This is a genomic window from Streptomyces sp. NPDC006134, assembly GCF_040628835.1.
Lineage (GTDB): Bacteria > Actinomycetota > Actinomycetes > Streptomycetales > Streptomycetaceae > Streptomyces.
On record NZ_JBEXTV010000040.1, the window covers coordinates 18,051 to 41,653 of the forward strand.

Consider the following 23,603-nt stretch of genomic DNA (forward strand, 5'->3'; position numbering starts at 1 on the left):
GTGATCGGGCACAGGCCCGCGCCCTGGGGGCGCCGGGTGGCGATGCCCCCTTGCCCACTGAGGCGGAACCCCGCTTGTTTCCCGCCATTTCAAGCGCCGAAACACGCTCCGAGATGTGACTTACGCGACGTTGAACGGGCCCGGTCTGACCTTCCCGCTCTTGGAGGCGTAGCCTTTATTCCCGCTGTCCATCACCTTGTGAAGCGGAAGAGGGCGGTTGCCGCCGTGTCGCCACAGTCCCCCAGTAACTCAAACACTTCGACCGACACCGATCGAGCGGGCAAGAACCCCGCCGCCGCGTTCGGTGCCAACGAGTGGCTCGTCGACGAGATCTATCAGCAGTACCTCCAGGACCCGAACTCGGTGGACCGAGCCTGGTGGGACTTCTTCGCCGACTACAAGCCGGGGGCGGCCGCCGCCCAGGCTGCGTCGGGTGCCGCGGCCACGGGGGCCGCGGAGACCCCCAGCACGGCTCAGTCCACCCCGGCCCCCCAGGCGCAGGCCCCGGCCCAGGCCCAGGCCCCCCAGGCTCCGGCTCCGGCCGCCCCGGCGAAGCCCGCCGCGGCCCCGGCCGCCGCCCAGCCGGCCGCCAAGCCCGCCGCCGCCCCGGCCGCGCCCGCCGCGAAGCCGGCGGCCAAGCCGCAGGCCAAGGCCGCGCCCGCCAAGGAGGCCGGCGAGGGTCCCGAGCTGGTCACCCTGCGCGGCCCCGCCGCGGCCGTCGCGAAGAACATGGACGCCTCGCTGGAGATGCCGACGGCCACGTCCGTCCGCGCCGTCCCGGTGAAGCTGCTGTTCGACAACCGCATCGTCATCAACAACCACCTCAAGCGCGCCCGCGGCGGGAAGATCTCCTTCACGCACATCATCGGGTACGCGATGGTGCAGGCCATCAAGGCGATGCCGTCCATGAACTGGTCCTACGGGGTCAAGGACGGCAAGCCGACCCTGATCAAGCCGGACCACGTCAACCTCGGCCTCGCCATCGACCTGGTCAAGCCCAACGGCGACCGCCAGCTCGTCGTCGCGGCGATCAAGAAGGCCGAGACGCTGAACTTCTTCGAGTTCTGGCAGGCCTACGAGGACATCGTCCGCCGCGCCCGCGAGGGCAAGCTGACGATGGACGACTTCACCGGCGTCACGGTCTCCCTGACCAACCCCGGCGGCCTGGGCACCGTGCACTCCGTGCCGCGCCTGATGCCCGGCCAGTCGGTGATCATGGGCGTCGGCGCGATGGACTACCCGGCGGAGTTCCAGGGCACCTCCCAGGACACCCTGAACAAGCTCGGCATCTCGAAGGTCATGACGCTCACGTCGACCTACGACCACCGGGTCATCCAGGGCGCCGCCTCCGGCGAGTTCCTGCGCGTCGTCGCCAACCTGCTGCTGGGCGAGAACGGCTTCTACGACGACATCTTCGAGGCGCTGCGCATCCCCTACGAGCCGGTCCGCTGGCTCAAGGACATCGACGCCTCCCACGACGACGACGTCACCAAGGCCGCCCGCGTCTTCGAGCTGATCCACTCCTACCGGGTCCGCGGCCACGTCATGGCCGACACCGACCCGCTGGAGTACCGCCAGCGCAAGCACCCCGACCTGGACATCGTCGAGCACGGCCTCACCCTGTGGGACCTGGAGCGCGAGTTCGCCGTCGGCGGCTTCGCCGGCAAGTCGATGATGAAGCTGCGCGACATCCTCGGCGTGCTGCGCGACTCGTACTGCCGCACCACCGGCATCGAGTTCATGCACATCCAGGACCCCAAGCAGCGCAAGTGGATCCAGGACCGCGTGGAGCGCCCGCACGCCAAGCCGGAGCGCGAGGAGCAGCTGCGCATCCTGCGCCGCCTGAACGCGGCCGAGGCGTTCGAGACCTTCCTGCAGACGAAGTACGTCGGCCAGAAGCGCTTCAGCCTCGAAGGCGGCGAGTCGGTCATCCCGCTGCTGGACGCCGTCCTGGACTCGGCCGCCGAGTCCCGCCTGGACGAGGTCGTCATCGGCATGGCCCACCGCGGCCGCCTCAACGTGCTCGCCAACATCGTCGGCAAGTCCTACGCGCAGATCTTCCGCGAGTTCGAGGGCAACCTCGACCCGAAGTCGATGCACGGCTCCGGCGACGTGAAGTACCACCTGGGCGCCGAGGGCACCTTCACCGGCCTGGACGGCGAGCAGATCAAGGTCTCCCTGGTCGCCAACCCCTCCCACCTGGAGGCCGTCGACCCGGTCCTGGAGGGCGTCGCCCGCGCCAAGCAGGACATCATCAACAAGGGCGGCACGGACTTCACCGTCCTGCCGGTGGCGATCCATGGCGACGCGGCCTTCGCGGGCCAGGGCGTGGTGGCCGAGACCCTGAACATGTCGCAGCTGCGCGGCTACCGCACCGGCGGCACGGTCCACATCGTCATCAACAACCAGGTCGGCTTCACGGCCGCCCCGGAGTCCTCCCGCTCGTCGATGTACGCCACGGACGTGGCGAGGATGATCGAGGCCCCGATCTTCCACGTGAACGGCGACGACCCGGAGGCCTGCGTCCGCGTGGCGCGCCTGGCCTTCGAGTTCCGCCAGGCGTTCAACAAGGACGTGGTGATCGACCTCATCTGCTACCGCCGCCGCGGTCACAACGAGACCGACAACCCGGCCTTCACCCAGCCGCTGATGTACAACCTGATCGACAAGAAGCGCTCGGTGCGCAAGCTCTACACCGAGTCCCTCATCGGTCGCGGCGACATCACCCTGGAAGAGGCCGAGCAGGCACTCCAGGACTACCAGGGCCAGCTGGAGAAGGTCTTCACCGAGGTCCGCGAGGCCACGTCCCAGCCGGCCACGGTGGAGCCCTCGGACCCGCAGGCCGAGTTCCCGGTCGCCGTGAACACCGCGGTGACCACGGAGACCGTCAAGCGGATCGCCGAGTCCCAGGTCAACATCCCCGACCACGTCACCGTCCACCCGCGTCTGCTGCCGCAGCTCCAGCGCCGGGCGTCGATGGTCGAGGACGGCACCATCGACTGGGGCATGGGCGAGACCCTCGCCTTCGGCTCCCTGCTGCTGGAGGGCGTCCCGGTCCGCCTGGCGGGCCAGGACTCGCAGCGCGGTACGTTCGGCCAGCGCCACGCGGTCATCATCGACAACCGCACGGGCAACGAGTACACGCCGCTGCAGTACCTGTCCGAGGACCAGGCCCGCCTGAACGTCTACAACTCCCTGCTCTCCGAGTACGCGGCCATGGGCTTCGAGTACGGCTACTCGCTGGCCCGCCCGGACGCGCTCGTGCTGTGGGAGGCGCAGTTCGGCGACTTCGTCAACGGCGCGCAGACGGTCGTGGACGAGTTCATCTCCTCCGCGGAGCAGAAGTGGGGCCAGACCTCCGGTGTCGTCCTGCTGCTGCCCCACGGCTACGAGGGCCAGGGCCCGGACCACTCCTCGGCCCGCCCGGAGCGGTTCCTCCAGCTCTGCGCCCAGAACAACATGACCGTCGCCATGCCGACCTCGCCGGCGAACTACTTCCACCTCCTGCGGTGGCAGGTGCACAACCCGCACCACAAGCCGCTGGTCGTCTTCACCCCGAAGTCGATGCTGCGCCTGAAGGCGGCGGCCTCGAAGGCGGAGGAGTTCACCACGGGCCAGTTCCGCCCGGTCATCGGCGACACCTCGGTCGAGGCGTCCGCGGTGAAGAAGGTCGTCTTCTGCTCCGGCAAGGTCTACTACGACCTCGACGCCGAGCGGAAGAAGCGCGGCACGACGGACACGGCCATCATCCGCATCGAGCGCCTGTACCCGCTGCCGGGTGCCGAGCTCCAGGCGGAGATCGCCAAGTACCCGAACGCCGAGAAGTACCTGTGGGCGCAGGAGGAGCCGGCGAACCAGGGTGCGTGGCCGTTCATCGCGCTCAACCTGATCGACCACCTCGACCTGGCCGTCGGCGCTGACATCCCGGCCGGCGAGCGCCTGCGCCGCATCTCGCGTCCGCACAGCTCGTCCCCGGCGGTCGGTTCCGCCAAGCGGCACCAGGCCGAGCAGGAGCAGCTCGTGCGCGAGGTGTTCGAGGCGTGAGCCGCTGAACCCGGCTCCCCACCGCACAGCGGGCCCGGCCCCGAGTCCTCGGACTCGGGGCCGGGCCCGTCGGCGTTCGCGTTCCCCCGGCTGGGGGAACGGCCCGTTCCCTCAGCCGAGGTAGGGCTCGAAGTCCCAGTACGGGCGGGTGCGCTGGCGGGCCGAGATGGTGTGCGGGTGCTGGGCGCCCAGCGTGCGGGTCAGCGCGAGCAGCCCGTCCTCCTCCAGCTTCCCGGCCTCCTCCTGCTCCCGCGCCGCCCGCAGGTCCGCGGCGAGCGCGATCTGGCAGGACAGGGTCAGCGGATGCTCGTGGCCCAGCGTGTGCCGGGCCCGGCGCAGCGTCTCCCGGCTCAGCTCCACGGCGTCGGCGATCCGTCCGTTGAAGTTCCGCGCGCTCGCCGCGTCGAGGGCGCAGCCCAGCACCCAGGGGTGGTCCGGGCCCAGCGTGGCCGTGAGCCCGGCCAGCGCGGACTCGAACATCGACATCGCCTCGGCGCGCTCGCCGGCGGCCTGCATGACCAGCCCCGTGTTGGCGAGCATGCCGGTCGCCACGGGATGGGCGGGGCCGAGCAGGGCGCGGTAGCCGGCCTCCGCCTCCTCGATGAGCTCGCGGGCCTGGCTGAGGTCGCCGTGTTCGCGCAGGTAGTTGCCGTAGTTGGTGAGGAAGGCGAGGGTGCGGTAGTGGTCGCGGCCGTGGAGCTGCACCAGCTGCTCCAGCAGGGCGGCCATCGACGGCCCCACGTCCTGCCGGGGGCCGCCCTCCCGGCGTACGCACATGGCCAGCTGGGCGCGCGCCTCCAGGGTCTGCGGGTGCTGGGCGCCGAGCACCTGGACGTGGAGCCGGACCACCGGTTCCTGGCGGGAGAGCGCGTCGCGGTAGCGGCCCAGCAGGCGCAGGCTGTGGGTGACGGCGTTGCCGGAGTTGAGCGTGCTGATGTGCCGGGCGCGCAGGACGCTCTCGCGGCGGGCGAGGGTCTCCAGGTCGAGTTCGTACGCCTCCGCGTACCGGCCCAGGAGCCGCAGCCCGACGCCGAGGTTGTGCCGGGCGACCAGGGTGGCGACCTCGTCCGGGCCCAGCAGCCGGGTGGTTCCGTCCAGGACCTGGAGCTGGAGCTCGTGCGCGTCGTCGTACCGCCCCAGGTGGCGCAGGCCGTTGGCCATGGCGCTCTTGGTGGTCAGCTCGGCGAGCTCGTTGCGCTGCCCGGCCGCCTCCAGCCGCTCCAGGACGCCGCGGTCCAGCTCGTACGCCTCGCGGAACCGGCCGCTGGCCCGCAGGATGTAGCTCTCCTGCGTGGCCAGGTCGAGCATCGGCTGGGCCAGCGGGTCCATCGCCTGCGACCAGTGGTCGCGGATCTGCCGGGCGAGCTCCAGGCCGCCGTTGTACTCCCCGCTGCGGTAGCAGTACCGCAGGCAGTTCAGGACCGTCTCCTGGACCCGGGGATCGGTGCTGCCCAGCGCCCCGGAGGGTTCCAGGTGGGGCAGCAGCTCGGCGTAGCGGGGCCAGGTGCGGCTGTCGACCGGGTTGCGGGGGTCGGCCTCCGCGAGCAGGGTGTGGACGGCCCTGCGGTGGACGGCCCTGCTGTCGTCGCTGGTCAGCTTGGAGACGATGTCGTGGACGAGCCGGTGCATGTGCACCGACTCCTGGTGCGGGCCCATCTCGGCGCCGACGGGGCCGCGGGTCTCGCGGGTGAGCACCGAATAGTTGACCAGGGTGTCCAGGGCGCGGGTCCAGGCGGGCAGGTCGTTGACCATCCACCGCAGCTCCTCGGGCAGGTCGGCCTGCGGGTAGGCGCGGATCAGGCCGAGGGGGATGCGTCCGGGAGCGAACGAGGTGCACAGGCCGAGGATGTCGATGGCCTGCGGCTGCGCGCGGCGGAGGCGGTTGAGCAGTATCGACCAGGAGGTCATGGACGACTGGGGGAAGCCCTCGCCGGTGGCGGGCTCGTCGACGGTGGAGAGCCGCCGTTCGCGCACCATCCGCAGGTACTCGGGCACCTCCATGCGCGACTCGCCGAGCCAGGAGGCGGCCTGCACCAGCGGCAGCGGTACGTCGCCGAACTCGGCGGCGACCTCGTCCGCCTGCTCCGCGGAGATGTGGGGGGCGCGGCGCAGCAGGTAGCCGGTGGACTCCGCGCGCTGGAACGTGGGGACCTCCAGCACGTCGGTGTGCTCGTTCCAGGCCCGGTTGCGGGAGGTGACCAGGACGTGGCCCGGCCCCTGCGGGAACAGCGCGTTGATCCCCTCGGTGTCGTCCCAGCCGTCGAAGATCAGCAGCCAGTTGGCGTGCGGCTCGCCGCGCCGCAGGGCGTCGCGGACGGCGCGGATGCGCTCGCCCGGCTCGCTGCCGATGCGCAGGCCGAGTTCGACGGCGAGTTCGCCGAAGCGGTCGCGCTGGATGTTGCGGTCGTCGGAGTTGACCCACCACACGACGTCGTAGTCGGGGCTGAAGCGGTGCGCGTACTCGGCGGCGAGCTGGGTCTTGCCGATGCCGGACATGCCGAGCAGCGTGCAGGCGGCGGCGCCGCGCTCGGCGTCGGCGAGCCGCTGGTGCAGTTCGGTCAGCAGGTCGTCGCGGCCGGTGAAGCGCGGGTTGCGGCGCGGGACCTCGCCCCAGATCTCGCAGCGGGTGTCCGGGTAGCGGACCCGGGTGGTGAGGTTCTTCGGGATGCGGCGGCGCTCCAGGCCGAGTCTGCTCAGCAGCCGCTCCTCGGCGCCGGCCTCGCTCAGTCCCCACAGGCTGGCCGGCTCCAGGACGGCGGTGGCCGGGAGCAGCGGACGGTTGGTGAGGTTGACGGCGGTGAAGCGGTCGGCGTGCGCGGCGACGAAGCCGCGCAGGACGTCGTTCCACTCGCCGGCCGGCCGGGGGCCGAGTTCGAAGAACCAGTCGTCGAGGACGAGGAGGATGCGCCCGCTGGACAGCAGCAGGTCCTCCAGCGAGTCCTCCAGCGGAACCTGGCGGGGCGGGTCCCAGCGGTGCAGGGTGGCCCGGTGGCCGTGCCGCTCCAGGCACTGCGCGAGCCACGCCGCCCACGAGCGGTGGTAGCCCGGGAAGACCACGAGGAAGTGCTCGGACGCCACCGCACCGTCCCCGCCCGGCTTCCGCTGTTCCGCCATCGAACGCTCCCTGTTCCACGTCTGCCGCACTTGCCTGTCGTGTGCGGCACTCTGCCGGTGCCGCGCACGGTACGCAACCGATCATCCACGCGCCGTCACCGCGAGCCGGGCGCCGCCACGCCGAGCCGGGCGTGACACCGGTCCATCTCCCGGACGAACTCGACTCCCGTACGGGTCAGTTCATCGGATTCGCGGAGGATGGACAAGGCTGCGCCGACCTGATCACGGTGCTTGTCGAACTGTTCTCCGGCACGCCGCCGCCACGCCCGGGGGACGGCGGGCCCGGTGTGCGCCCGCCACCACAGGTCGGTCAGCGCCAGATGCGCGTACGCCCCGTGCAGCACCCCCGGGACGGGCCGCGGGTCGGTCCGCCATCCCACGCGGTGCACGGCGGCGCCGCCCGGCCGGCACAGGGGCACCAGCTCCTGGAGCGCGGCCAGCTTGGTGTGGTGCACCTCGTGCACCAGCGCCTCCGCCAACTGCTCGGCGTCCCCGGGCAGCTGGGCGAGCACGGCGCCGGGGGCGGCGCGGAGGGTGGCGCTCATCGCGCCGTCGGCTCCGGAGTGCGCCAGGGGGACGACGGCCCGCAGCACGGCGCCGGTCTCGGCGGCGCGGCCGGGGTCGGTCACGGAGAGCAGTGCGTGGGCCTCCCGCCACCGCCGCGCCCACAGCCGGTGGGCGGACCGCGGCCGCTCGGCGGCGGGCAGGCCGGCGGGCCCGATGCCCTGCGGCGGCACCCGGTAGGGGTCCAGGTCGTCGAGGACCACGCCGCCGCCGGGCAGGGTGCGCAGCGCCGTCCAGCCGGGCACCTCGCGGCCCTCGCCGTCCGTGACCGTTCCCCGCGCCGCGCCGCTCAGCCGGATGCGGCCCGCGCGGTGGACGAGCACGCCCAGGCCGGGCAGGACCAGCGCCCGTGACGGTGCCGGTGCCGGGTCGACCGCGCGGCCCGCGCGGAGGGCGGCGGCCACGGCCACGCCGTGGAAGTGCGCCAGGTGCTCCTCGAAGGCGGGGCCTTCGGGGGCGGCGAGCGCCTCGGCGAGCCAGGCGCCGGTCATCGGGTAGTCGACGACGTCGCGGACCGCGGCGGCGTCCGTCCGCTCCGCCTGCTCCAGCAGCCGCCAGTCCCGCTCGAAGTCCCGCCGGGCCGCGGACGCGGCCGTCCGGGCGCCGAGCCGCTCGACCCGCACCAGGAGGGCCTTCAGCAGCAGCAGGCGACGCGCGTGGAGCCCGGCACGCAGTGCCGCGACGGCCCGGGGCCGGGGCCGGGTCCCGGCCAGCTCCGTCACCACCGCGGGCAGCACGGGCACCGGCGTCATGCCGGCCTTCCCTCCCCCGCGGCCGGCTCCGTACTCCTGACCGAAAACGTACGCCCAGCAGCGGCTTTCCCGGGCCGGCTGTACTCACCGCCGGTATACCAGACCTCTCCCGGCCTGCGGCAGGTGGTCAGCACGTGGTCGACGGCGGCCGTGAGCCCCGGATCGTCCATGGCACGCAAGGCCCGCAGGTCCACGTCGGTGAGGTCCGGCAGGAGAGCGGTCCGTCCGGCGTCCTCGCCGGTGCCGGCCGCCCTCTCCGTCTGCTCCGCCACCTCGGCTCCTCCCTGCCCACGCCCGCCCCGCACAGCCGCAAACGGCTGCCCAGTTCTTCCCGACGGGCCGGAGGCAGAAACCCGGCCGGGATCAACTCGCGTCAAGAGTGGCCATGCCGGCCCGCCGCTCCGCCCACGGGTACCAGGGCGGCGCCGTCCGCGCCCACTCCGGCTCGGCCGGGTGTCCGCCCTCGGCCGGTGCCCGCTCCGCGGCGAGTTCCTCCTCCCTGCGCCGCGTCAGCTCCACCTCCTCCCAGTCCACCTCCCGCAACGCCCCCGCCAGCCGCTGCCACTCCTCCCGGGCCTCGCGGTACGCCGTACGGGCCGCCCCGGGGCGGCCCATCAGGGCGAGCACCGCGCCGCTCCCGTGCCGGGCCCGTGCCGCCGTCACCGAGCCGGGGTCCACGCCGTGCGCCAGCCGGGCCTCGTACTCGGCGCTCGCGTACGCCTGGAGCGCCTCCACCAGCACGGGCGTCCCGGCGCGGTACCAGCCTTCGAGACGCACCCGGCCGAGCTGGAGCCACGCCTGAGCCCGGACGGCGGCGTCCGGCGCGGCGCGGACGGCCTGGCCCAGCAGGTGCCGGCTCTCGAACAGGTCCGGCAGGAAGCCCAGGTGCCGGAAGCGCTGGGCCAGCGCGCTGCCGACCAGCCCTTGCAGCCGGCCGCGGTGCGCGGACCGCGCGGGCAGCGCCTTCAGCGCCTCGCGCAGCACGTTCTCGGCGCGGTCGACGATCGCGGCGCCGTCCGCGCGGGAGGCGCGGCGCAGCAGCGACTCGCCCCACGCGGTGAGGAGTTCGCAGCGCCGGGTGCTGTCGGGCGGGGCCAGCATGACGGCCGTCTCGTAGGCCGCGTCGGCCTCGCCGGCCTCGCCCGCCGCCTCGTGGAAGGCGGCCCGGGCGGCGAGGGCGGGCAGCCGCAGGGCGGGGTCGTCTCCCGCGGCCTCCTCCGCGCGCAGGAACGCCTCCCGCGTCTCCTCCGCCTCCGCCCCGGCGCCGCGCAGGGCTCGCGCCAGGTCGAGCAGGGCCCGGCTGCGTACGGCGCCGGGGGCGTCGTCCAGCAGGGCGCGGGCCGCGCGCAGTTCGGGGGCGGCCTCGGCGGGGCGGCCGAGGTCCAGCAGGAGCCGGCCGCGGCGCAGCAGGCGGGACCGGTGGAGCGTGCGCCAGCCGCCCGCCGTCCGCGGTGCCGGGCCGCCGTCCGCCGGGGCGTCCTGGGCGGCTTGGACGTCTTGGGCACCTTGGGTGCCTTGGGCGCCTTGGGCGCGGCGGGTGACGGCGGGCCAGGGCGGGGTGTCCTGGGCGAGGACGCCGAGCGCGGCCGTCAGGTGGTCCCGGTCACGGGTCAGCCGCCACAGGTCGCTGTGGCAGGCGGCGAGTTCGAGTGCGGCCTCGGCCCGCTCGGCGCTGTCGGCCGGGGCCGCGCGGTGGGCCGCGGCGAGTTCGCCGGCGGCCTCGCGCAGCAGCTCCGCGCGGCGCTCGCCCGTGCGGGCCGCCGCGGTGCCCGCCTCGGCGCGCAGCACCCGGCCGAGGACCAGGCGGGCCCGTACGCCGTCGCCCGGTGCCGTGGCGGCCCGCACCGCGGCCTCGGCCTGGGCACGTGCCCGGTGCAGCGTCTCCGGGTCGGCCAGCGACCGCCACTGTCCGAGCAGCCGCTCCGCCTCCGCGCCGGGCTCGGGCGTGACGAGGTCGGGCAGGTAGAAGCGCAGGACCCGGGCGGGGATGCGGGCGAACAGCTCGGTCTCGACGTCGCCGGAATCCGGGGTGCCGCCGCCGTCGCCGGCGGGCGGGGGGCTCGCCGCCGCGCCGTGGTCGGCGAGCCGGGCGGCGGCCAGGGCGGCGAAGTTGCGGGTGCCCTTGCCGAAGCGGCGTTCGACGTAGGCGGAGCAGTGCTTGAGGACGAGTCCGGCCGTGTCCTGGTCGAGGGAGCTGAGCAGCAGGTCCTGCACCCGGCCCGGGTAGGCGAAGCAGGGCTGATCCTCGGTGCCCGGCAGCTGGCGCAGCACTCCGCCGAGCAGGACCTCGGCGAGTTCCATGGGCCCGGTGTCGGGGAGCATGGCCCGCTGGACGAGCTGCATGACCGGCAGCGTGAGCGGGGCCGCGGCGAGGTAGACGGCGAGGCGGACGGCGCCGGGTGAGGCGGTCGCCCGGAAGGCGCGCAGCAGGTCGTCGTCGCTGCGCGGGCCGGTGGCGGGCGGGGGTTCGGGGACGGCCGGCGCGGCGGCGGGGGTAGTCCAGGCGGCCCAGGCCCGTTCGCTGGTGGGACCGGTGCCGGACAGCAGGCGGGCCCAGGTCTCGAATGCCTCCGGGGTGGGCTGGAGCACGGGCACGGGGCGGGCGCCGCCGGCCGGCTCGTCCCAGCTCTCCTCGTCGGGCAGGAAGGTGATGCGCCCGCCCAGTTCCGCCGGGCGCAGGAGCCGTCCCGGTTCCGCGGGCAGCGCGGTGCGGCCCCACAGGCGGGGCGGCAGCGGCTGGACGACGGCGAGCGGGGAGGAGCGCGGCCAGTCGTGCAGGAGCCGCTGGGCGCTGCCGTTGCGCCACAGGGGCCCCACGCAGTCGCTGATCACCAGGGTGAGGCAGCGGCCGGAGGGGTCGTGCAGCTCGTCGGGCGAGCGCATCCGGACGCGGCGGCCGGGCCCCGCGGTGGTCCCGACGAGGGGGGCGCCGGAGGCGTCGGCGTACAGGTGGTGGACCCGTACGCCGGCGAAGGCGCCCGACTGCTGGCAGGCCTGCCGCAGTTCCTCGACCATCTGTCCCCAGACGGCCATGGCGGGGCCGGTGTCCATCAGGAGCTGGATGTCGCAGCGCCGGCGGCGGGCGGGGCGCCGCACGGGCAGCACGATGCCGCCGGCGGCGGCGCGCTCGGCGGTCGCCTCCTCGTCGATCGGCCCGTCCCCGGACGCGGTGGCGGTGGCCCGGTAGCGGCCCAGGGCGCGCAGGGCCTTCTCCAGGCCGAGGAGGCCGGGCAGCGCGGTGGCGGCGGGGGCGCGCACCGGGAAGAGGGACGACGCGCCGTCGCCGCGCGGCCGGTCGCCGCCGCCGGAGACGTGCAGGGGCACCGGTGCGGAGGGCGGGTTCCCACCGGTCCGGTGGGGCGCGCCGTCCGTGTCCGCGCCCGTTCCCGTGCTCGTGTCCGTGTCCGCGGCGCGCGGTTGTCGCGCGCGGGAGTCCCGGGAGCGCCCCGGCGGGTCGGCGGGGGCGGACCCGGGCCGGTCCGGGGCGGCGCGGGAGCGGGCGGGGCCCAGCTGCCCGGCCAGCCACAGGGCGTCCGCGACGTCCTCGGCGGCCGGGTCGAGGCCGCCCCGGCGCAACCTGCCGATCAGCTCGTCGAGAGGCGCCCCCTGCATACGGCCGTCACCTCGACCGGTCGAGCGGCTGCATCAGCATCTCCGCGATCCGCTCCCGGGTGAGCCGTTCCGCCTGGGGGGTGTGCTGGGTGAGGAAGAGGGCGTTGAGCAGCTGGTCGGCGGCGACCACCTCGCCCGGTTCGCGGTCGAGGAACCGGGCGATCAGGTCGCGGCCCGCGCCGACGCCCTCCTCGCCGAGGTGGGCCTCGATCATGGCGGTGAGCTGTTCCTCGCCGGGCGGCTCCAGTTCGAGCTGGATGCAGCGCCGCAACAGCGGGGCGGGGAAGTCCCGTTCGCCGTTGGAGGTCAGGACGATCATCGGGAAGGCGGTGCAGGCGATGCGTCCGCCGCGTACGGCGACCCGGTGGCCGTCGTGGGTGAGGACCTCGACGACGGGTTCGCGGTCGGCGACGCGTTCCAGCTCGGGGATGGCGAACTCGCCCTCCTCCAGCGTGTTCAGCAGGTCGTTGGGCAGGTCGAGGTCGCTCTTGTCGAGTTCGTCGATGAGCAGGACCCGGGGCAGTTCGGAGGGGAGCAGCGCGGTGCCGAGCGGCCCGAGCCGGATGTAGGACCCGATGCCGGGCGCGGCGTCCTGCCCGGCGCCGCGGGCCCGCTCCAGCTGGACGTCCTGGAGGCGGCCGATGGCGTCGTAGCGGTACAGGCCGTCCTGGAGCGTGGTACGGCTGACGATCGGCCAGCGCAGCACCCGGCCCAGGCCCAGCTCGTGGGCGACCGCGTAGGCGAGGGTGGACTTGCCGGTGCCCGGGTTGCCGGTGACCAGGAGCGGGCGGCGCAGGTACAGGGCGGCGTTGACCGCGTCGACCTCGGCGGGGCGAGGCGCGTAGTTCTCCACGAGGCGGCGGCGGACGCCGAGCCGGCGCGCGGCACCGGGGTCCTCCGGACCGTCGTCCGGCCCGTCTTCCGGCCGGTCCTGCGCCCGGGCGAAGTCCCGCCAGGGCGGCGGCGCGGGCAACCGCGTCACGCCTTCGTGCGGCTGACCCACTCCGCGGTAGATCCGCCAGTCGTTCACCATGGGCTCCTCCCGGCTCTGGTGATCTTGCAGCGGGCCCGGGCCGTCCGAGGTACGACGTTACCGCCCGGCAGCCGGGCCTGCCGAGGTATCCGGGCGTCCGGTGCCGCTTCCGGCCGCCGGACGTCCGGGTGGTGCGGGGGTGACGGACCGTCAGGCGGGGGGCCGGTCCCCCGCCGGGCCGGCCATGAGGGGTGGTTGCATGATCTCCGTTCCGTACGGGGGGCGGTCGGGCGGGTCGTAGAGGACGGCGATCCTGCCGGTGAGGTTCTCGCTGCGGGCGGTGTCGGGGTCCGAGACGTCGATGCGCAGGTCACGTATGTGGCGGTGCAGGCCCTTGGCGCGGCCGGCGAGGGCCAGCAGGCGGGCGGCCCGCCGGTGGAACGCCCGGCACTCCTCGTGGTCGTGGCCGTCCCGGCGCCACAGCACCAGCGGGTGCCCGGCGGCCAGGGCGGCGGCCATCGCCTCCCGTCCGTCGCCGCCGGCGACGGGTCCGCAGAAGACCGGAACGCACCCGTCGCCGCTGCCCGACAGCCGGCCGTAGGCCGCGACCCTGCCCTCGCGGCGCTCGCCGGCGCGGTGGCCGTCCGCCGTGGCCTCGCCGCGCAGCGGCACGCCGGACAGCGGGCCGCGTGCCGCGCCCGCCCAGCGCCGCCGCCATTCGGGGCTGGGCGGGCGGGCGTTGCGGCGGCGGTCGCGCACGAGGACGCTCCGGCGCAGCCCGAGCGGCATGGAGTGCTCGTCGAAGAGGTCGGCGTCCTCGTCGGTGGCCTCCTCGGGCGTCAGCCGCCACTCGTCGAGAGGCTCGTCGAACAGGGCGCGCGGCAGGAACGCCTCGACGACGGCCAGGTGTTCGCCGCGGTCGCCCAGGCCCAGGGCCTTGGCCAGCGGCTCTCTCAGGTACTGCTGGAGTTCGTGGCGGCGCACCCCGAGGTCGTTGCTGTAGACGGGCGTGACGTCCCGGCCGTCGTACAGGAGCCGCACGCTCAGCGGGTAGCGCTCGCCGTAGACGGGCTCGCCGATGTCGACCAGGACGTCGGCTCCGGCCCGGGTGGGCCGCTGCCGTACCAGGACGGGGCCGGTCCGCCGGGGGGTCCGCGCGCCGAGCCCGTCCAAGAGGCCGTCGATGTCCTCCTGGATCGCCGGGTGGGCGTACAGGGTCGCCTGTTCGTCGATCCACCGCACGAGGTCGCGCAGCCGTTCGGAGTCGGTGTCGGCGGGGTGTTCCAGGGCGGTGTGCCGGGCCACCTTCGCCGCGTACAGCAGGACCGCGTCGAGGTCGAGTTCGGGTCTGCCGCCCTTGCCGCTCAGTTCGCGCAGCCCGTGCAGCAGTCCCGCGCCCTCCCGCCAGGTCCGCGGGTCGTGCAGGATCGGGGAGCGGTAGTCCTCGTGCACCACGCGGGAGCGGACCTCCTGGACGAGGTGCATGACCTCGCCCGGGCCGCCGGGCGGCGGCAGGTGGGCGAAGTGCCCGTACAGGTGGACGCGGAGCGCGGGGGCGAGGCCGGGGGCTCCGGGGCCGCGCAGCCGGGTCTGGGTGCGGGTCCAGTCGGGGTCCGTGCCGGGGCGGGTGAAGCGCGCCAGGTGGTGCAGGTCGTGCTCGCGCAGGACGGTGTGCAGGAGGTCGCCGCCGCGGACGTCGTACAGCTCGCGCAGGGCGGTGATCGGGACGGCGGCGCCCTCGGTGCGTCCGACGCCCTTGTTCATGGCGATGACGGCGCCGTAGCGCAGGTCGACCACGGGGCCGCCCGAGACGCCCTCGACCGGGAGGCTGCCGCTGAGCAGCAGCGCCTTGCCGTCCAGGGCGCCGGCCTCGCCGATGCCGTGCCGCATGCCGAGGGCGCCGGTCTGCCGCGACCAGCCGTGCAGGCTGACCGGGGCGGGGATGGTCGGGGCGCGGTCGCTCAGCCAGACGCAGCGGGCGTCGTCCGCGTCGCGCACCCGGACCAGCGCGATGTCCGGGAAGTCCCAGCGCGCGCGGCCCTCGTGGGGCGGGTCGGGGCGGGGCTTGGCCAGCACGACCTCGCCGGTGGTGGTCCCGCCCTGCCAGGTGACTCCCACGGCACGTCCGCTCCGCCACACCTCCGCGCCCCCCTTTCCCACGACGTGAGCGCAGGTCAGCAGCCAGCCCGGAGCGATGAAGAAGCCCGATCCCCAGTACTCGCCACGGTCCGGTGCATACCCGTCACCGGGTGCGACGATGCGCGCGAGCGAGGGGCGCACCTCTGCTTCGAGGGCGCTCATACGGCGCCGGAGGCCGGTGTTCCGTCAGGGGCGGCGCCACCGTCCGCGGGCGCCGGGCGCGGACGGCCGTCCTGCCGGGCGGGTTCGGTCCAGGTCAGGGAGACGGACAGGGAGGCGTTCCCGCCGGCCCCCGCGATGGCGCTCACCACGCTGCCGGACTGCGCCGACAGTTCGATGCCGAAGGTCACGCCGACCTCGACCGGTTCCGTGGTGTCCAGACCGGCGCGCAGGGAGCGCACGACGCCGCCCACCGTGTCGGCGAGCCCGCCCGCCATGGTGATCACGCGGTCCCGTACGCCGGTGTCCTGGTAGCCGTCCTCCGCCGGTGCGGCGTCGTCGGCCGCCGTGATCCTCGCCCATACGACGGTCCCGTCGTCGAGCCGTATCCGTTCGATCCCGCCAGCCACGACGCCCCCGTCCGTCCGCTTCCGGCTCCCCGCTTGCGGGGAAAGCCCCCTGCCCCAGTGGGAGCAGAAGGCTAACGCCGGATGAAGGCGAGGGCGAGGGTGCGCGAACGGGCCGCACGGCGTCTTTCGGCCGTTTCCTCGCGTGGGCGGCGGCCTGCGCGCTTCAGGCGGCTCAGGCGGCCTGCGCGGTTCAGGTGGTTCGAGTAGTTCGGGCGGTTCGAGTGGTTCGGGTGGTTCGGGTGGTTCGGGTGGTTCAGTCTTCGTCCTCGTCGTCCAGCCGCGCCAGCCAGGTGGCGAGCCGCTCGACGGGCACCTCGAAGTCCGGGTTGAGGTCCACGAACGTACGCAGCTGCTCGGCAAGCCACTCGAAGGTGATCTCCTCCTCGCCGCGCCGCTTCTCCAGTTCCTCGATGCCGCGGTCGGTGAAGTACATGGGGCTGTTCTCCTGCGTGCGTCCGTGTCCGACTTCCGTCCCACAGCCTATGCAACCGTCCGCCCCACGGGACGCGGGCCGCCGGGGCGGGCCCCCGGGGGGCGCGTGCGACGCCCGGGAGCGGTGCCCGCGCGGGACGGGCGGATCCGCGCGCCGTTCGGGCCGGAGCGGGGCGGTCCCTGTTCGGAACGGAGCACGGCGGCCCCGTTCGGAACGGAGCGCGGTGATCCCGTTCAAGCGAGACGGGGCGCGGTGAACCCCGCTCTCAGGCCGGAGCGGGGCGCTCCGGCCTCCCCGCGCGCGAGAGGCCGTGGGCCAGGCCCAGTGCGCCGTGGGCCAGCAGCAGCGCCCCGGCGGTGGTCCAGTCGCCGCTGCGGTGCCGTATGCCCCACGCCAGGAGCGGGGCGCCCCCGGCCAGCTGAATCAGGGCCAGGGCGCGGGCCCTGGGGCCGTCCGCCCAGGGCATCCAGGGGCCGAGAGGGCTGACGTCGACCGCGGTGCGCCATGCCGTCCCCCCGGTCTCCAGGACGCCCGACTCCGCCTCCGACGCCCGGGCCGCCGCGCACAGCCGGTCGGCGGGCTCCCCGGTCTCCAGCCCGTCGGGCAGGGCGACGCCCACGCGCGTGAGGACGGCCACTCCACCAGAGCGCAGCAGCCCAACGTGGTGGCGCGACGCCCACGCGCGTGAGGACGGCCAGCAGGCCGCGCAGGCGGGCCCGGGCGTCGGAGGCGGGGTCGGGTGCCGTGAGCCGGTCGAGGGTCTGCACGTCCAGCACCGGGTCGAGGCCGAGCCGCGCGGCGAACGTGCGCAGCGCCTCCCCCTCGCCGGCCGGGGCGCCGTTCGCGAGCCACACGTAGCCGACGGACCGGCGGAAACCGGAGGCGAGGGTGAAGCCGGCCCGGTCGGCGTCCCACCACAGGGCCAGGACGGGCCAGGGCGCGCCGACGGCGAGAGCGGCGGCCCAGCCGGTGAGGACGCGGTCGACCGGTTCGCCCCCGTGCCGCCACGGCGTGCCCTCCGGAACGAGCACGCTCCACTCCTCGCCGGCGGACGTGAACAGCATGCGCTCACGCAGCAGCGGGGCGGCGAGGGCGACGGAGTCCGGTGCCGCCCGGCACAGCAGCAGGGCGCCCGGCGCGGGCCCGGCGGGGCGGCCGGCCGAGGACTCTTGCGTCGACAACATGCCCACAAACTAGGGCAATCCACCCGCTCGAACCGATCACTGATCACCTGAACGGGTGCCTTGACAACCCCACACCGCGATATATCGTATTGCTACGGGACGCGATATGGCTCGTTGCGTCGAGTCCACTCGTCCGGCCCGGTGCGGTCCGGCCCACTCCCTTCCGTTCCCTTCCGTTCCCTTCCGTTCCCTTCCGTTCCCTTCCGTTCCCTTCCCCTCCTTTCCTCTTCGTCCCCTTCCATCGCCTTCCGTCGCCTTCCACCCCGGTCCGGTCTGGTCCGTTCCGTTCTGCTTCCAGGAGGTCTGCACCATGTCCGAGTGGTCCGTCGCGGAGCCGCAGAAGCTCACCTTCCCGGAGCCCGTGAGCGAGCTCCGGGTCCGCATCGTCGGCGGGACGGTGAACGTGGTGGGGACGGACGAGGGTTCCGCCCGCCTGGAGGTCTCCGAGATCGAGGGCCCGCCCCTGACCGTGACCCAGCGGGACGGCACGCTCACGGTGGCCTACGAGGACCTGACCTGGAAGGACTTCCTCACCTGGCCGGACCGCGGGAGCCGGCGCCGCAGCGCGGTGGTCTCCCTGGCCGTTCCGGCGCGCGCGGACGTGGAACTGGGCGTGGTCGGCGCCACGGCCGTGGTCTCCGGGACACAGGGGCGGACCGAGGTGAAGGGGGTCTGCGGGGACACCACGCTGGTGGGTCTCACCGGCCCGGTGCGGGCCGACACGGTCTCCGGGGACCTGGAGGCCCAGGCCCTCACCGGAGACCTGCGCTTCCACTCCGTCTCCGGGGACCTGACCGTGGTGGAGGCGGGCTCCTCGGTCCGGGCCGAGTCGGTGAGCGGCTCGATGATCCTCGACCTGGATCCGGCCGGCCGTCCCACCGACGTCTCCCTGACCGGCGTCTCGGGTGAGATCGCCGTCCGGCTGCCCCACCCGGCCGACGCGCAGGTGGAGGCCGGCACGACCGGCGGGACGGTCTCCAGCGCCTTCGAGGATCTCCGGGTCACCGGCCGGTGGGGCGCCAAGCGGATCACCGGCCGGCTCGGCGCGGGCAACGGCCGGCTGAAGGTGACGACGGTCTCCGGCTCCATCGCCCTGCTGCGGAGGCCGGCCGAGGAGGAGCCGTGGGACCGGGCGCCGCAGGACGCCGGGCCGGCGGGCGGCGCGCAGGGCGGCCCGGGGGACAATTCCGTTTCCGGCCGCGACGACGGAGCCACCGGCGCCCCGGCCGACGGCTCGACCGACAAGAAGGTGCTCTGACATGCCCCCCGTCTTCGCCCACGGCCGCCTCCGCCTCTACCTCCTGAAGCTGCTCGACGAGGCCCCCCGTCACGGCTACGAGGTGATCAGACTCCTCGAAGAACGCTTCCAGGGCCTGTACGCGCCGTCGGCGGGCACGGTCTACCCCCGTCTGGCCAAGCTGGAGGCCGAGGGACTGGTCACCCACACCAGCGAGGGCGGACGCAAGGTGTACTCCATCACCGACGCGGGCCGGGCCGAGCTGGCCGACCGCAGCGGCGAGCTGGCCGACCTGGAGCTGGAGATCCGCGAGTCGGTCGCCGAGCTCGCCGCCGAGATCCGCGCGGACGTGCGCGGCGCGGCGGGCGACCTGCGCCGGGAGATGCGGGCGGCGGTCGGCGCGACCCGCCGGGGCACCGGCTCGCCGTCCGGCGAGTCCGGCGAGTCCGGCGGTCCCTTCGGCGGCTTCGCGGACCTCGGTGACAAGGCGGCCTGGCAGGTCGCCAAGGAGGAGATGCGGCGCGTCAAGCAGGAGTGGAAGGAGCAGGCCCGGCGTGCCAGGGAGGAGAGCCGCCGGGCCCGCGAGGAGGCCGAGCGCGCCCGGCGCCAGGCCAAGGAGGCGCAGGAACGGGCCCGGACCCAGGCGCAGGAGGAGGTCCAGCGCATCGCCCGGCGCGTCCAGGAGCAGGTGCAGGACCACTTCGCACGGGGTGACTGGCCGACGGGACTGCGCGAGGGCCTGGCCGAACTGGCCAGGGAGTTCGGCGACTTCGGCAAGGAGTTCGCCTCCGGCCGGTCCGGCGCGGGCGGCGGCACCGACTCGCATGCGCCCCGATCGGAGCACCCCCGCTCCTCGGAAGACTCCCGTGCCTCGGAAGACTTCCGTACCCCGGAGCACTCCCACACCCCGGAGTACTCCCACACCCCGGAGGACTTCCCGGCCGACTACCTGCCGTCCTGGGCCCACGAGGACGCCGCCGACTCCTCCGGCGACCCGGCCCGCGACCTGGAACGCCTGCTGGACCGTTTCCGGGACGGCATCCGCGACGCGGCCCGCGACCACGGCGTCACCCCCGACCAGCTCCGCGACGCCCGCCGTCACCTGTCGGCGGCGGCGGCTCACATCGGGGCGATCCTCCGGGCGCCGAAGACCTGACACGGCCGCACCCGGCACTCCGCAGGCCGGGTGCGCCACCGGCAGACCTCGGGGCCGCCACGGGAACGGAAGCCGGCGCGCACACCGCCGAAAGCGCCCGTCACCCCGCCTCGGCGCGCCCCGCCCCGTCCAGCACCCTGGTCACCGACTCATAGGTCACCCCGTGGTCGGCGAGGACCTCGGCGGGCACACCGGGCCGCGTGGTCAGGGCGAGGAGGAGGTGCTCGTCGCCGATATGCCGGTCGCGTCGGGCCAGGGCGATACGCAGGGACTTCTCCAGCACCTCCTTGGCGCCCCGGCCGAAGCCGCGCCGCCCCGACCACCAGCCCCTGTCCTCACGGTCACCGGACATCGCCCCGGTGCCATGGACCTCCTCCACCCGGGCGACGATCTCCGAGACGTCTATCCCCAGACCGGCGAGGGCGTCGGCCTCGGCCCGTGACAGCCCGGCCCGCCGCCGCGCCTCGCCCAGCGCCCGCCGCACCGACTCCTCACGCCCCGTGATCCCCAGCGCCGACAGCGCGTGCGCCCCACGGCCCTCCCCGCGGTCCAGCAGGGCCAGCAGCAGGTGCTCGGCCTCGACGGTCCGCGCCCCTTCGGCCTGCTCGACGGCCCCCTGCACCACGGCACGGGCGTCCTTCGTGAACCGTTCGAACATCAGCGCCTCCCGTACTTCTTGTGCACGGCCTGCCTGCTCACCCCGAGCTCCGTGGCGATCTCCTGCCACGACCAGCCTTGATGGCGCGCACTGCGCACCTGCACCGCCTCCAGCTGCTCCAGCAGCCTGCGCAGCGCGGCGACGGCCCGCAGCCCGACCCGCGGGTCGCGGTCGCCCGCACGCTCGGCCAGATCCGTTGCTTCGGTCATGACGTCAACGTAAGTTGACATCCCGACCGCGTCAACCCCAGTTGACACCCCGGCCGTGCGGGACAAGTTGACACCCCGGCCGTGCGGGACAAAGCGAACGGCGGGCCCGGGCACCCTGCCCGAACCCGCCGCAGACGGAGCGAACGGTGACGCTACGTCAGGAGGCCGACGCCAGCACGATCTTGCCGAACTGCTCCCCGGACTCCATCCGCTCGAAGCCCTCACGGGCCCGCTCCATCGGGAGCACCTCGTCGATGACGGGACGGACACCGGTGGCGGCGCAGAAGGACAGTAGGTCCTCCAGCTCGTCCTTGGTCCCCATCGTCGACCCGACGACCTTCAGCTCCAGGAAGAAGATCCGGGTCAGCTCGGCGTGCGAGGGCCGATCGCCGCTCGTCGCCCCGGAGATGACGAGCGTGCCGCCGGGCCGCAGCGACTTCACCGAGTGCGACCAGGTGGCGGCCCCCACGGTCTCGATCACGGCGTCGACCCGCTGTGGCAGCCGGGCACCCGGCTCCACCGCCTCCACCGCCCCCAGCTCCACGGCCCGCTTCCGCTTGGCCTCGTCCCGGCTGGTGGCGAAGACCCGCAGCCCCGCAGCCTTGCCGAGCACGATCGCGGCCGTGGCGACACCGCCGCCGGCCCCCTGCACCAGCACGGAGTCACCGGGACGCACCCCGGCGTTGGTGAACAGCATGCGGTACGCCGTCAGCCACGCCGTCGGCAGACAGGCGGCCTCTTCGAACGACAGCTCCTTCGGCTTGGGCAGCACGTTCCACGTGGGCACGGCGACCCGCTCGGCGAACGTGCCCTGATAGCGCTCGGTGAGGATCGAGCGGGGTTCCCCGGGCCCGACCCCGTGCCCGGTCTGCCCGATGACGGAGTGCAGGACGACCTCGTTGCCGTCCTCGTCGACCCCGGCGGCGTCACAGCCGAGGATCATCGGCAGCCGGTCCTCCGTGATGCCGACCCCGCGCAGGGTCCACAGGTCGTGATGGTTGAGGGAAGCGGCCCTGACATGGACGACGCTCCAGCCGGGGCGGGCCTCGGGGGCCGGACGCTCCCCCAGTTCCAGGCCGGACAGCGGCCGGTCGCGGTCGATTCGGGCGGCGTAGACAGCGAACATGACCTTGACGATAGGGTCCGCGCCCGCCGTCCGGAACCGTCCGGTCCTGTGAGACACGCCCTCTTGCGGACCGCCCGCGCACCACGCCCCTCCCACGAAAAGGACCGTCCCGAAAAGGACCGTCACGAAAAGGACCGTCACGAAAAGGACGGTCACGAAAGGGCCGGCCACGAAAAGGACGGCCCCGCCCACCCGGGCGAAGCCGTCCTCGGCACATCACGTCACATCACGGCACCGGCTTACGGTGCCACGTCATGGCACGGCACCGTGCTCACGATGCCACGTCACGACACCGGCTCACCGCCGGGCGACGCCCTCCGCCCGCGCGGCCGCCGCCACCGCGGCCGTGACCGCCGGCGCGACCCGCTCGTCGAACGGCGACGGGATGACGTAGTCCGCCGCGAGGTCGTCCCCGACGACCGAGGCCAGCGCCTCCGCCGCCGCGAGCTTCATGCCCTCGGTGATCCGGGACGCCCGCACCTGCAGGGCGCCGGCGAAGATGCCGGGGAACGCCAGCACGTTGTTGATCTGGTTGGGGAAGTCCGACCGCCCGGTCGCCACCACCGCCGCGTACTTGTGCGCGACGTCGGGGTGCACCTCGGGGTTCGGGTTGGCCATGGCGAACACGAACGCGCCCTCGGCCATCGACGCCACCGCCGTCTCCGGCACCGTACCGCCGGAGACGCCGATGAAGACATCGGCGCCCTTCAGGGCGGTCTCCAGCGATCCGGTGAGCCCGGCCTTGTTCGTGAACTCGGCCAGCTCCCGCTTCACCGGCGTCAGGTCGTCCCGGTCCGCCGACACGATGCCCTTGCGGTCGGTCACCGCCACGTCCCCGACACCGGCTTCCACCAGCATCTTCGCGATGGCGACACCGGCCGCGCCCGCGCCCGAGATCACCGCCCGCAGCTCGCCCAGCGACCGCCCGCTCAGCCGCGCCGCGTTGCGCAGCGCCGCCAGCGTCACGACCGCCGTACCGTGCTGGTCGTCGTGGAAGACCGGGATGTCCAGCCGCTCCTGGAGCTTGCGCTCGATCTCGAAGCACCGCGGCGCCGAGATGTCCTCCAGGTTCACGCCGCCGAACGAGGGCGCGAGCCGCACCACCGTCTCGACGATCTCGTCCACGTCCGTGCAGTCCAGCGCGATCGGAACGGCGTCCACGCCGCCGAACTGCTTGAACAGGATGGCCTTGCCCTCCATCACCGGGAGGGAGGCCTGCGGCCCGATGTCCCCGAGCCCCAGGACGGCCGTACCGTCCGTCACGACCGCCACGACCGACGACTTCCACGTGTAGTCGTGGACCAATTCCGGCTGCTCGGCGATCGCGCTGCACACCTTCGCGACGCCCGGCGTGTACGCCAGGGACAGGTCGTCCTTGTCCCGGACCGGCACGGTGGCCTGCACGGCCATCTTGCCGCCGCGGTGCAGCGCGAACGCCGGATCGAAGGAGTCCAGGGGCTCCGCACCGCCCTCCTGGCCCTTGTTGCTCTTGTCGTTCTCCTGACTGCTCGCGCTGCGAGGATTGACGATCTCCGCTGCCACTTCGTTTACCCCTTAGCTTTTCTTGTCGTGAGGGTTTGTCCACTCCTGGTGAGGAGCGGGCGGGACCGCGCAAGGCCCTGACCGTCGGATGCGCGCGAGCGCCTGCGCGACGGGCGCGCCGCACACGCGCCCTGAGCCCCGGATGAGGGGTGTAAAGAACCTTCTTACCCGACGGACGCCCCCGCCGACGAGTCCATTCGGAGCAAGCTCACATCACGGACGCCGAAGGTCACCCGCAGGTCACCCCGGGATCACGACGACGTCATATGCCGGTGACATCCCTCATAGCCC

General features: G+C 74.0%; 14 protein-coding genes and 1 pseudogene. 3 read left to right on the forward strand and 12 right to left on the reverse strand.

The window, feature by feature from the left end:
* Window positions 1–225: 225 nt before the first annotated feature.
* Window positions 226–4,044: a multifunctional oxoglutarate decarboxylase/oxoglutarate dehydrogenase thiamine pyrophosphate-binding subunit/dihydrolipoyllysine-residue succinyltransferase subunit gene (locus tag ABZ340_RS24385; RefSeq protein WP_358783941.1), complete on the forward strand. Its 3,819-nt coding sequence runs from the start codon at window positions 226–228 to the stop codon at window positions 4,042–4,044.
* 111 nt (window positions 4,045–4,155) lie between these two features.
* On the opposite strand, the gene fxsT is transcribed toward ABZ340_RS24385, so the two are convergent.
* From fxsT to ABZ340_RS24425, 8 genes and pseudogenes are all read right to left on the reverse strand, one after another.
* A complete protein-coding gene (gene fxsT, locus ABZ340_RS24390; protein ID WP_358783942.1) occupies window positions 4,156–7,158 on the reverse strand; it encodes an FxSxx-COOH system tetratricopeptide repeat protein in 3,003 nt (1,000 codons plus the stop codon).
* A 95-nt stretch (window positions 7,159–7,253) separates the two neighbouring features.
* Window positions 7,254–8,474, reverse strand: a complete 1,221-nt coding sequence (locus tag ABZ340_RS24395) for an HEXXH motif-containing putative peptide modification protein (RefSeq protein ID WP_358783943.1) — start codon at window positions 8,472–8,474, stop codon at window positions 7,254–7,256.
* 363 nt (window positions 8,475–8,837) lie between these two features.
* On the reverse strand, window positions 8,838–12,086 hold the full coding sequence (locus tag ABZ340_RS24400) for an SAV_2336 N-terminal domain-related protein (RefSeq protein ID WP_358783944.1): 3,249 nt from the start codon (window positions 12,084–12,086) through the stop codon (window positions 8,838–8,840).
* 7 nt (window positions 12,087–12,093) lie between these two features.
* Window positions 12,094–13,116: a MoxR family ATPase gene (locus tag ABZ340_RS24405; RefSeq protein ID WP_358783983.1), complete on the reverse strand. Its 1,023-nt coding sequence runs from the start codon at window positions 13,114–13,116 to the stop codon at window positions 12,094–12,096.
* Between the two features lie 153 nt (window positions 13,117–13,269).
* The gene (locus tag ABZ340_RS24410; protein ID WP_358783945.1) at window positions 13,270–15,360 is read right to left on the reverse strand and encodes a trypsin-like peptidase domain-containing protein; all 2,091 of its coding nucleotides are present in this window, start codon (window positions 15,358–15,360) and stop codon (window positions 13,270–13,272) included.
* On the reverse strand, window positions 15,357–15,767 hold the full coding sequence (locus ABZ340_RS24415) for a CU044_2847 family protein (RefSeq protein WP_358783946.1): 411 nt from the start codon (window positions 15,765–15,767) through the stop codon (window positions 15,357–15,359). The genes ABZ340_RS24410 and ABZ340_RS24415 overlap by 4 nt, the downstream gene beginning before the upstream one ends.
* A gap of 253 nt (window positions 15,768–16,020) precedes the next feature.
* Window positions 16,021–16,200 carry a DUF6104 family protein gene (locus ABZ340_RS24420; RefSeq protein ID WP_240118762.1) on the reverse strand — a complete coding sequence of 60 codons (180 nt, stop codon included), beginning with the start codon at window positions 16,198–16,200 and terminating at the stop codon, window positions 16,021–16,023.
* 265 nt (window positions 16,201–16,465) lie between these two features.
* Window positions 16,466–17,381: pseudogene (locus ABZ340_RS24425) on the reverse strand (hypothetical protein).
* Window positions 17,382–17,694: 313 nt separating this feature from the next.
* Between ABZ340_RS24425 and ABZ340_RS24430 the strand changes: the two are divergent.
* Window positions 17,695–18,642 (forward strand): hypothetical protein, encoded by a 948-nt coding sequence (locus tag ABZ340_RS24430; protein ID WP_358783947.1) that lies wholly within the window; start codon window positions 17,695–17,697, stop codon window positions 18,640–18,642.
* A 1-nt stretch (window position 18,643) separates the two neighbouring features.
* Entirely contained in the window at window positions 18,644–19,777 is a 1,134-nt protein-coding gene (locus ABZ340_RS24435) for a PadR family transcriptional regulator (RefSeq protein ID WP_358783948.1), read from the forward strand.
* 100 nt (window positions 19,778–19,877) lie between these two features.
* On the opposite strand, the gene ABZ340_RS24440 is transcribed toward ABZ340_RS24435, so the two are convergent.
* The 4 genes from ABZ340_RS24440 to ABZ340_RS24455 all read right to left on the reverse strand — a co-directional run bounded on the left by ABZ340_RS24440 (window position 19,878) and on the right by ABZ340_RS24455 (window position 23,312).
* Window positions 19,878–20,435 carry a Clp protease N-terminal domain-containing protein gene (locus tag ABZ340_RS24440; RefSeq protein WP_358783949.1) on the reverse strand — a complete coding sequence of 186 codons (558 nt, stop codon included), beginning with the start codon at window positions 20,433–20,435 and terminating at the stop codon, window positions 19,878–19,880.
* The gene (locus ABZ340_RS24445) at window positions 20,435–20,644 is read right to left on the reverse strand and encodes an HTH domain-containing protein (protein ID WP_358783950.1); all 210 of its coding nucleotides are present in this window, start codon (window positions 20,642–20,644) and stop codon (window positions 20,435–20,437) included. Before ABZ340_RS24445 ends, ABZ340_RS24440 begins: the two co-directional genes overlap by 1 nt.
* Before the next feature lie 157 nt (window positions 20,645–20,801).
* Window positions 20,802–21,770 (reverse strand): zinc-binding dehydrogenase, encoded by a 969-nt coding sequence (locus ABZ340_RS24450; RefSeq protein ID WP_358783951.1) that lies wholly within the window; start codon window positions 21,768–21,770, stop codon window positions 20,802–20,804.
* A 297-nt stretch (window positions 21,771–22,067) separates the two neighbouring features.
* Complete coding sequence (locus tag ABZ340_RS24455; RefSeq protein ID WP_358783952.1) at window positions 22,068–23,312, reverse strand: NADP-dependent malic enzyme; 1,245 nt, start codon at window positions 23,310–23,312, stop codon at window positions 22,068–22,070.
* Between the last annotated feature and the right edge of the window lie 291 nt (window positions 23,313–23,603).

Excerpts from the sequence above, each read along its gene's own strand:
- fxsT (WP_358783942.1), bottom strand. The coding sequence starts at position 7,158 with ATGGCGGAACAGCGGAAGCCGGGCGGGGACGGTGCGGTGGCGTCCGAG.
- ABZ340_RS24395 (WP_358783943.1), bottom strand. The coding sequence starts at position 8,474 with ATGACGCCGGTGCCCGTGCTGCCCGCGGTGGTGACGGAGCTGGCCGGG.
- ABZ340_RS24400 (WP_358783944.1), bottom strand. The coding sequence starts at position 12,086 with ATGCAGGGGGCGCCTCTCGACGAGCTGATCGGCAGGTTGCGCCGGGGC.
- ABZ340_RS24410 (WP_358783945.1), bottom strand. The coding sequence starts at position 15,360 with ATGAGCGCCCTCGAAGCAGAGGTGCGCCCCTCGCTCGCGCGCATCGTC.
- ABZ340_RS24420 (WP_240118762.1), bottom strand. The coding sequence starts at position 16,200 with ATGTACTTCACCGACCGCGGCATCGAGGAACTGGAGAAGCGGCGCGGC.
- ABZ340_RS24430 (WP_358783947.1), top strand. The coding sequence starts at position 17,695 with ATGTCCGAGTGGTCCGTCGCGGAGCCGCAGAAGCTCACCTTCCCGGAG.
- ABZ340_RS24435 (WP_358783948.1), top strand. The coding sequence starts at position 18,644 with ATGCCCCCCGTCTTCGCCCACGGCCGCCTCCGCCTCTACCTCCTGAAG.
- ABZ340_RS24440 (WP_358783949.1), bottom strand. The coding sequence starts at position 20,435 with ATGTTCGAACGGTTCACGAAGGACGCCCGTGCCGTGGTGCAGGGGGCC.
- ABZ340_RS24445 (WP_358783950.1), bottom strand. The coding sequence starts at position 20,644 with ATGACCGAAGCAACGGATCTGGCCGAGCGTGCGGGCGACCGCGACCCG.
- ABZ340_RS24450 (WP_358783951.1), bottom strand. The coding sequence starts at position 21,770 with ATGTTCGCTGTCTACGCCGCCCGAATCGACCGCGACCGGCCGCTGTCC.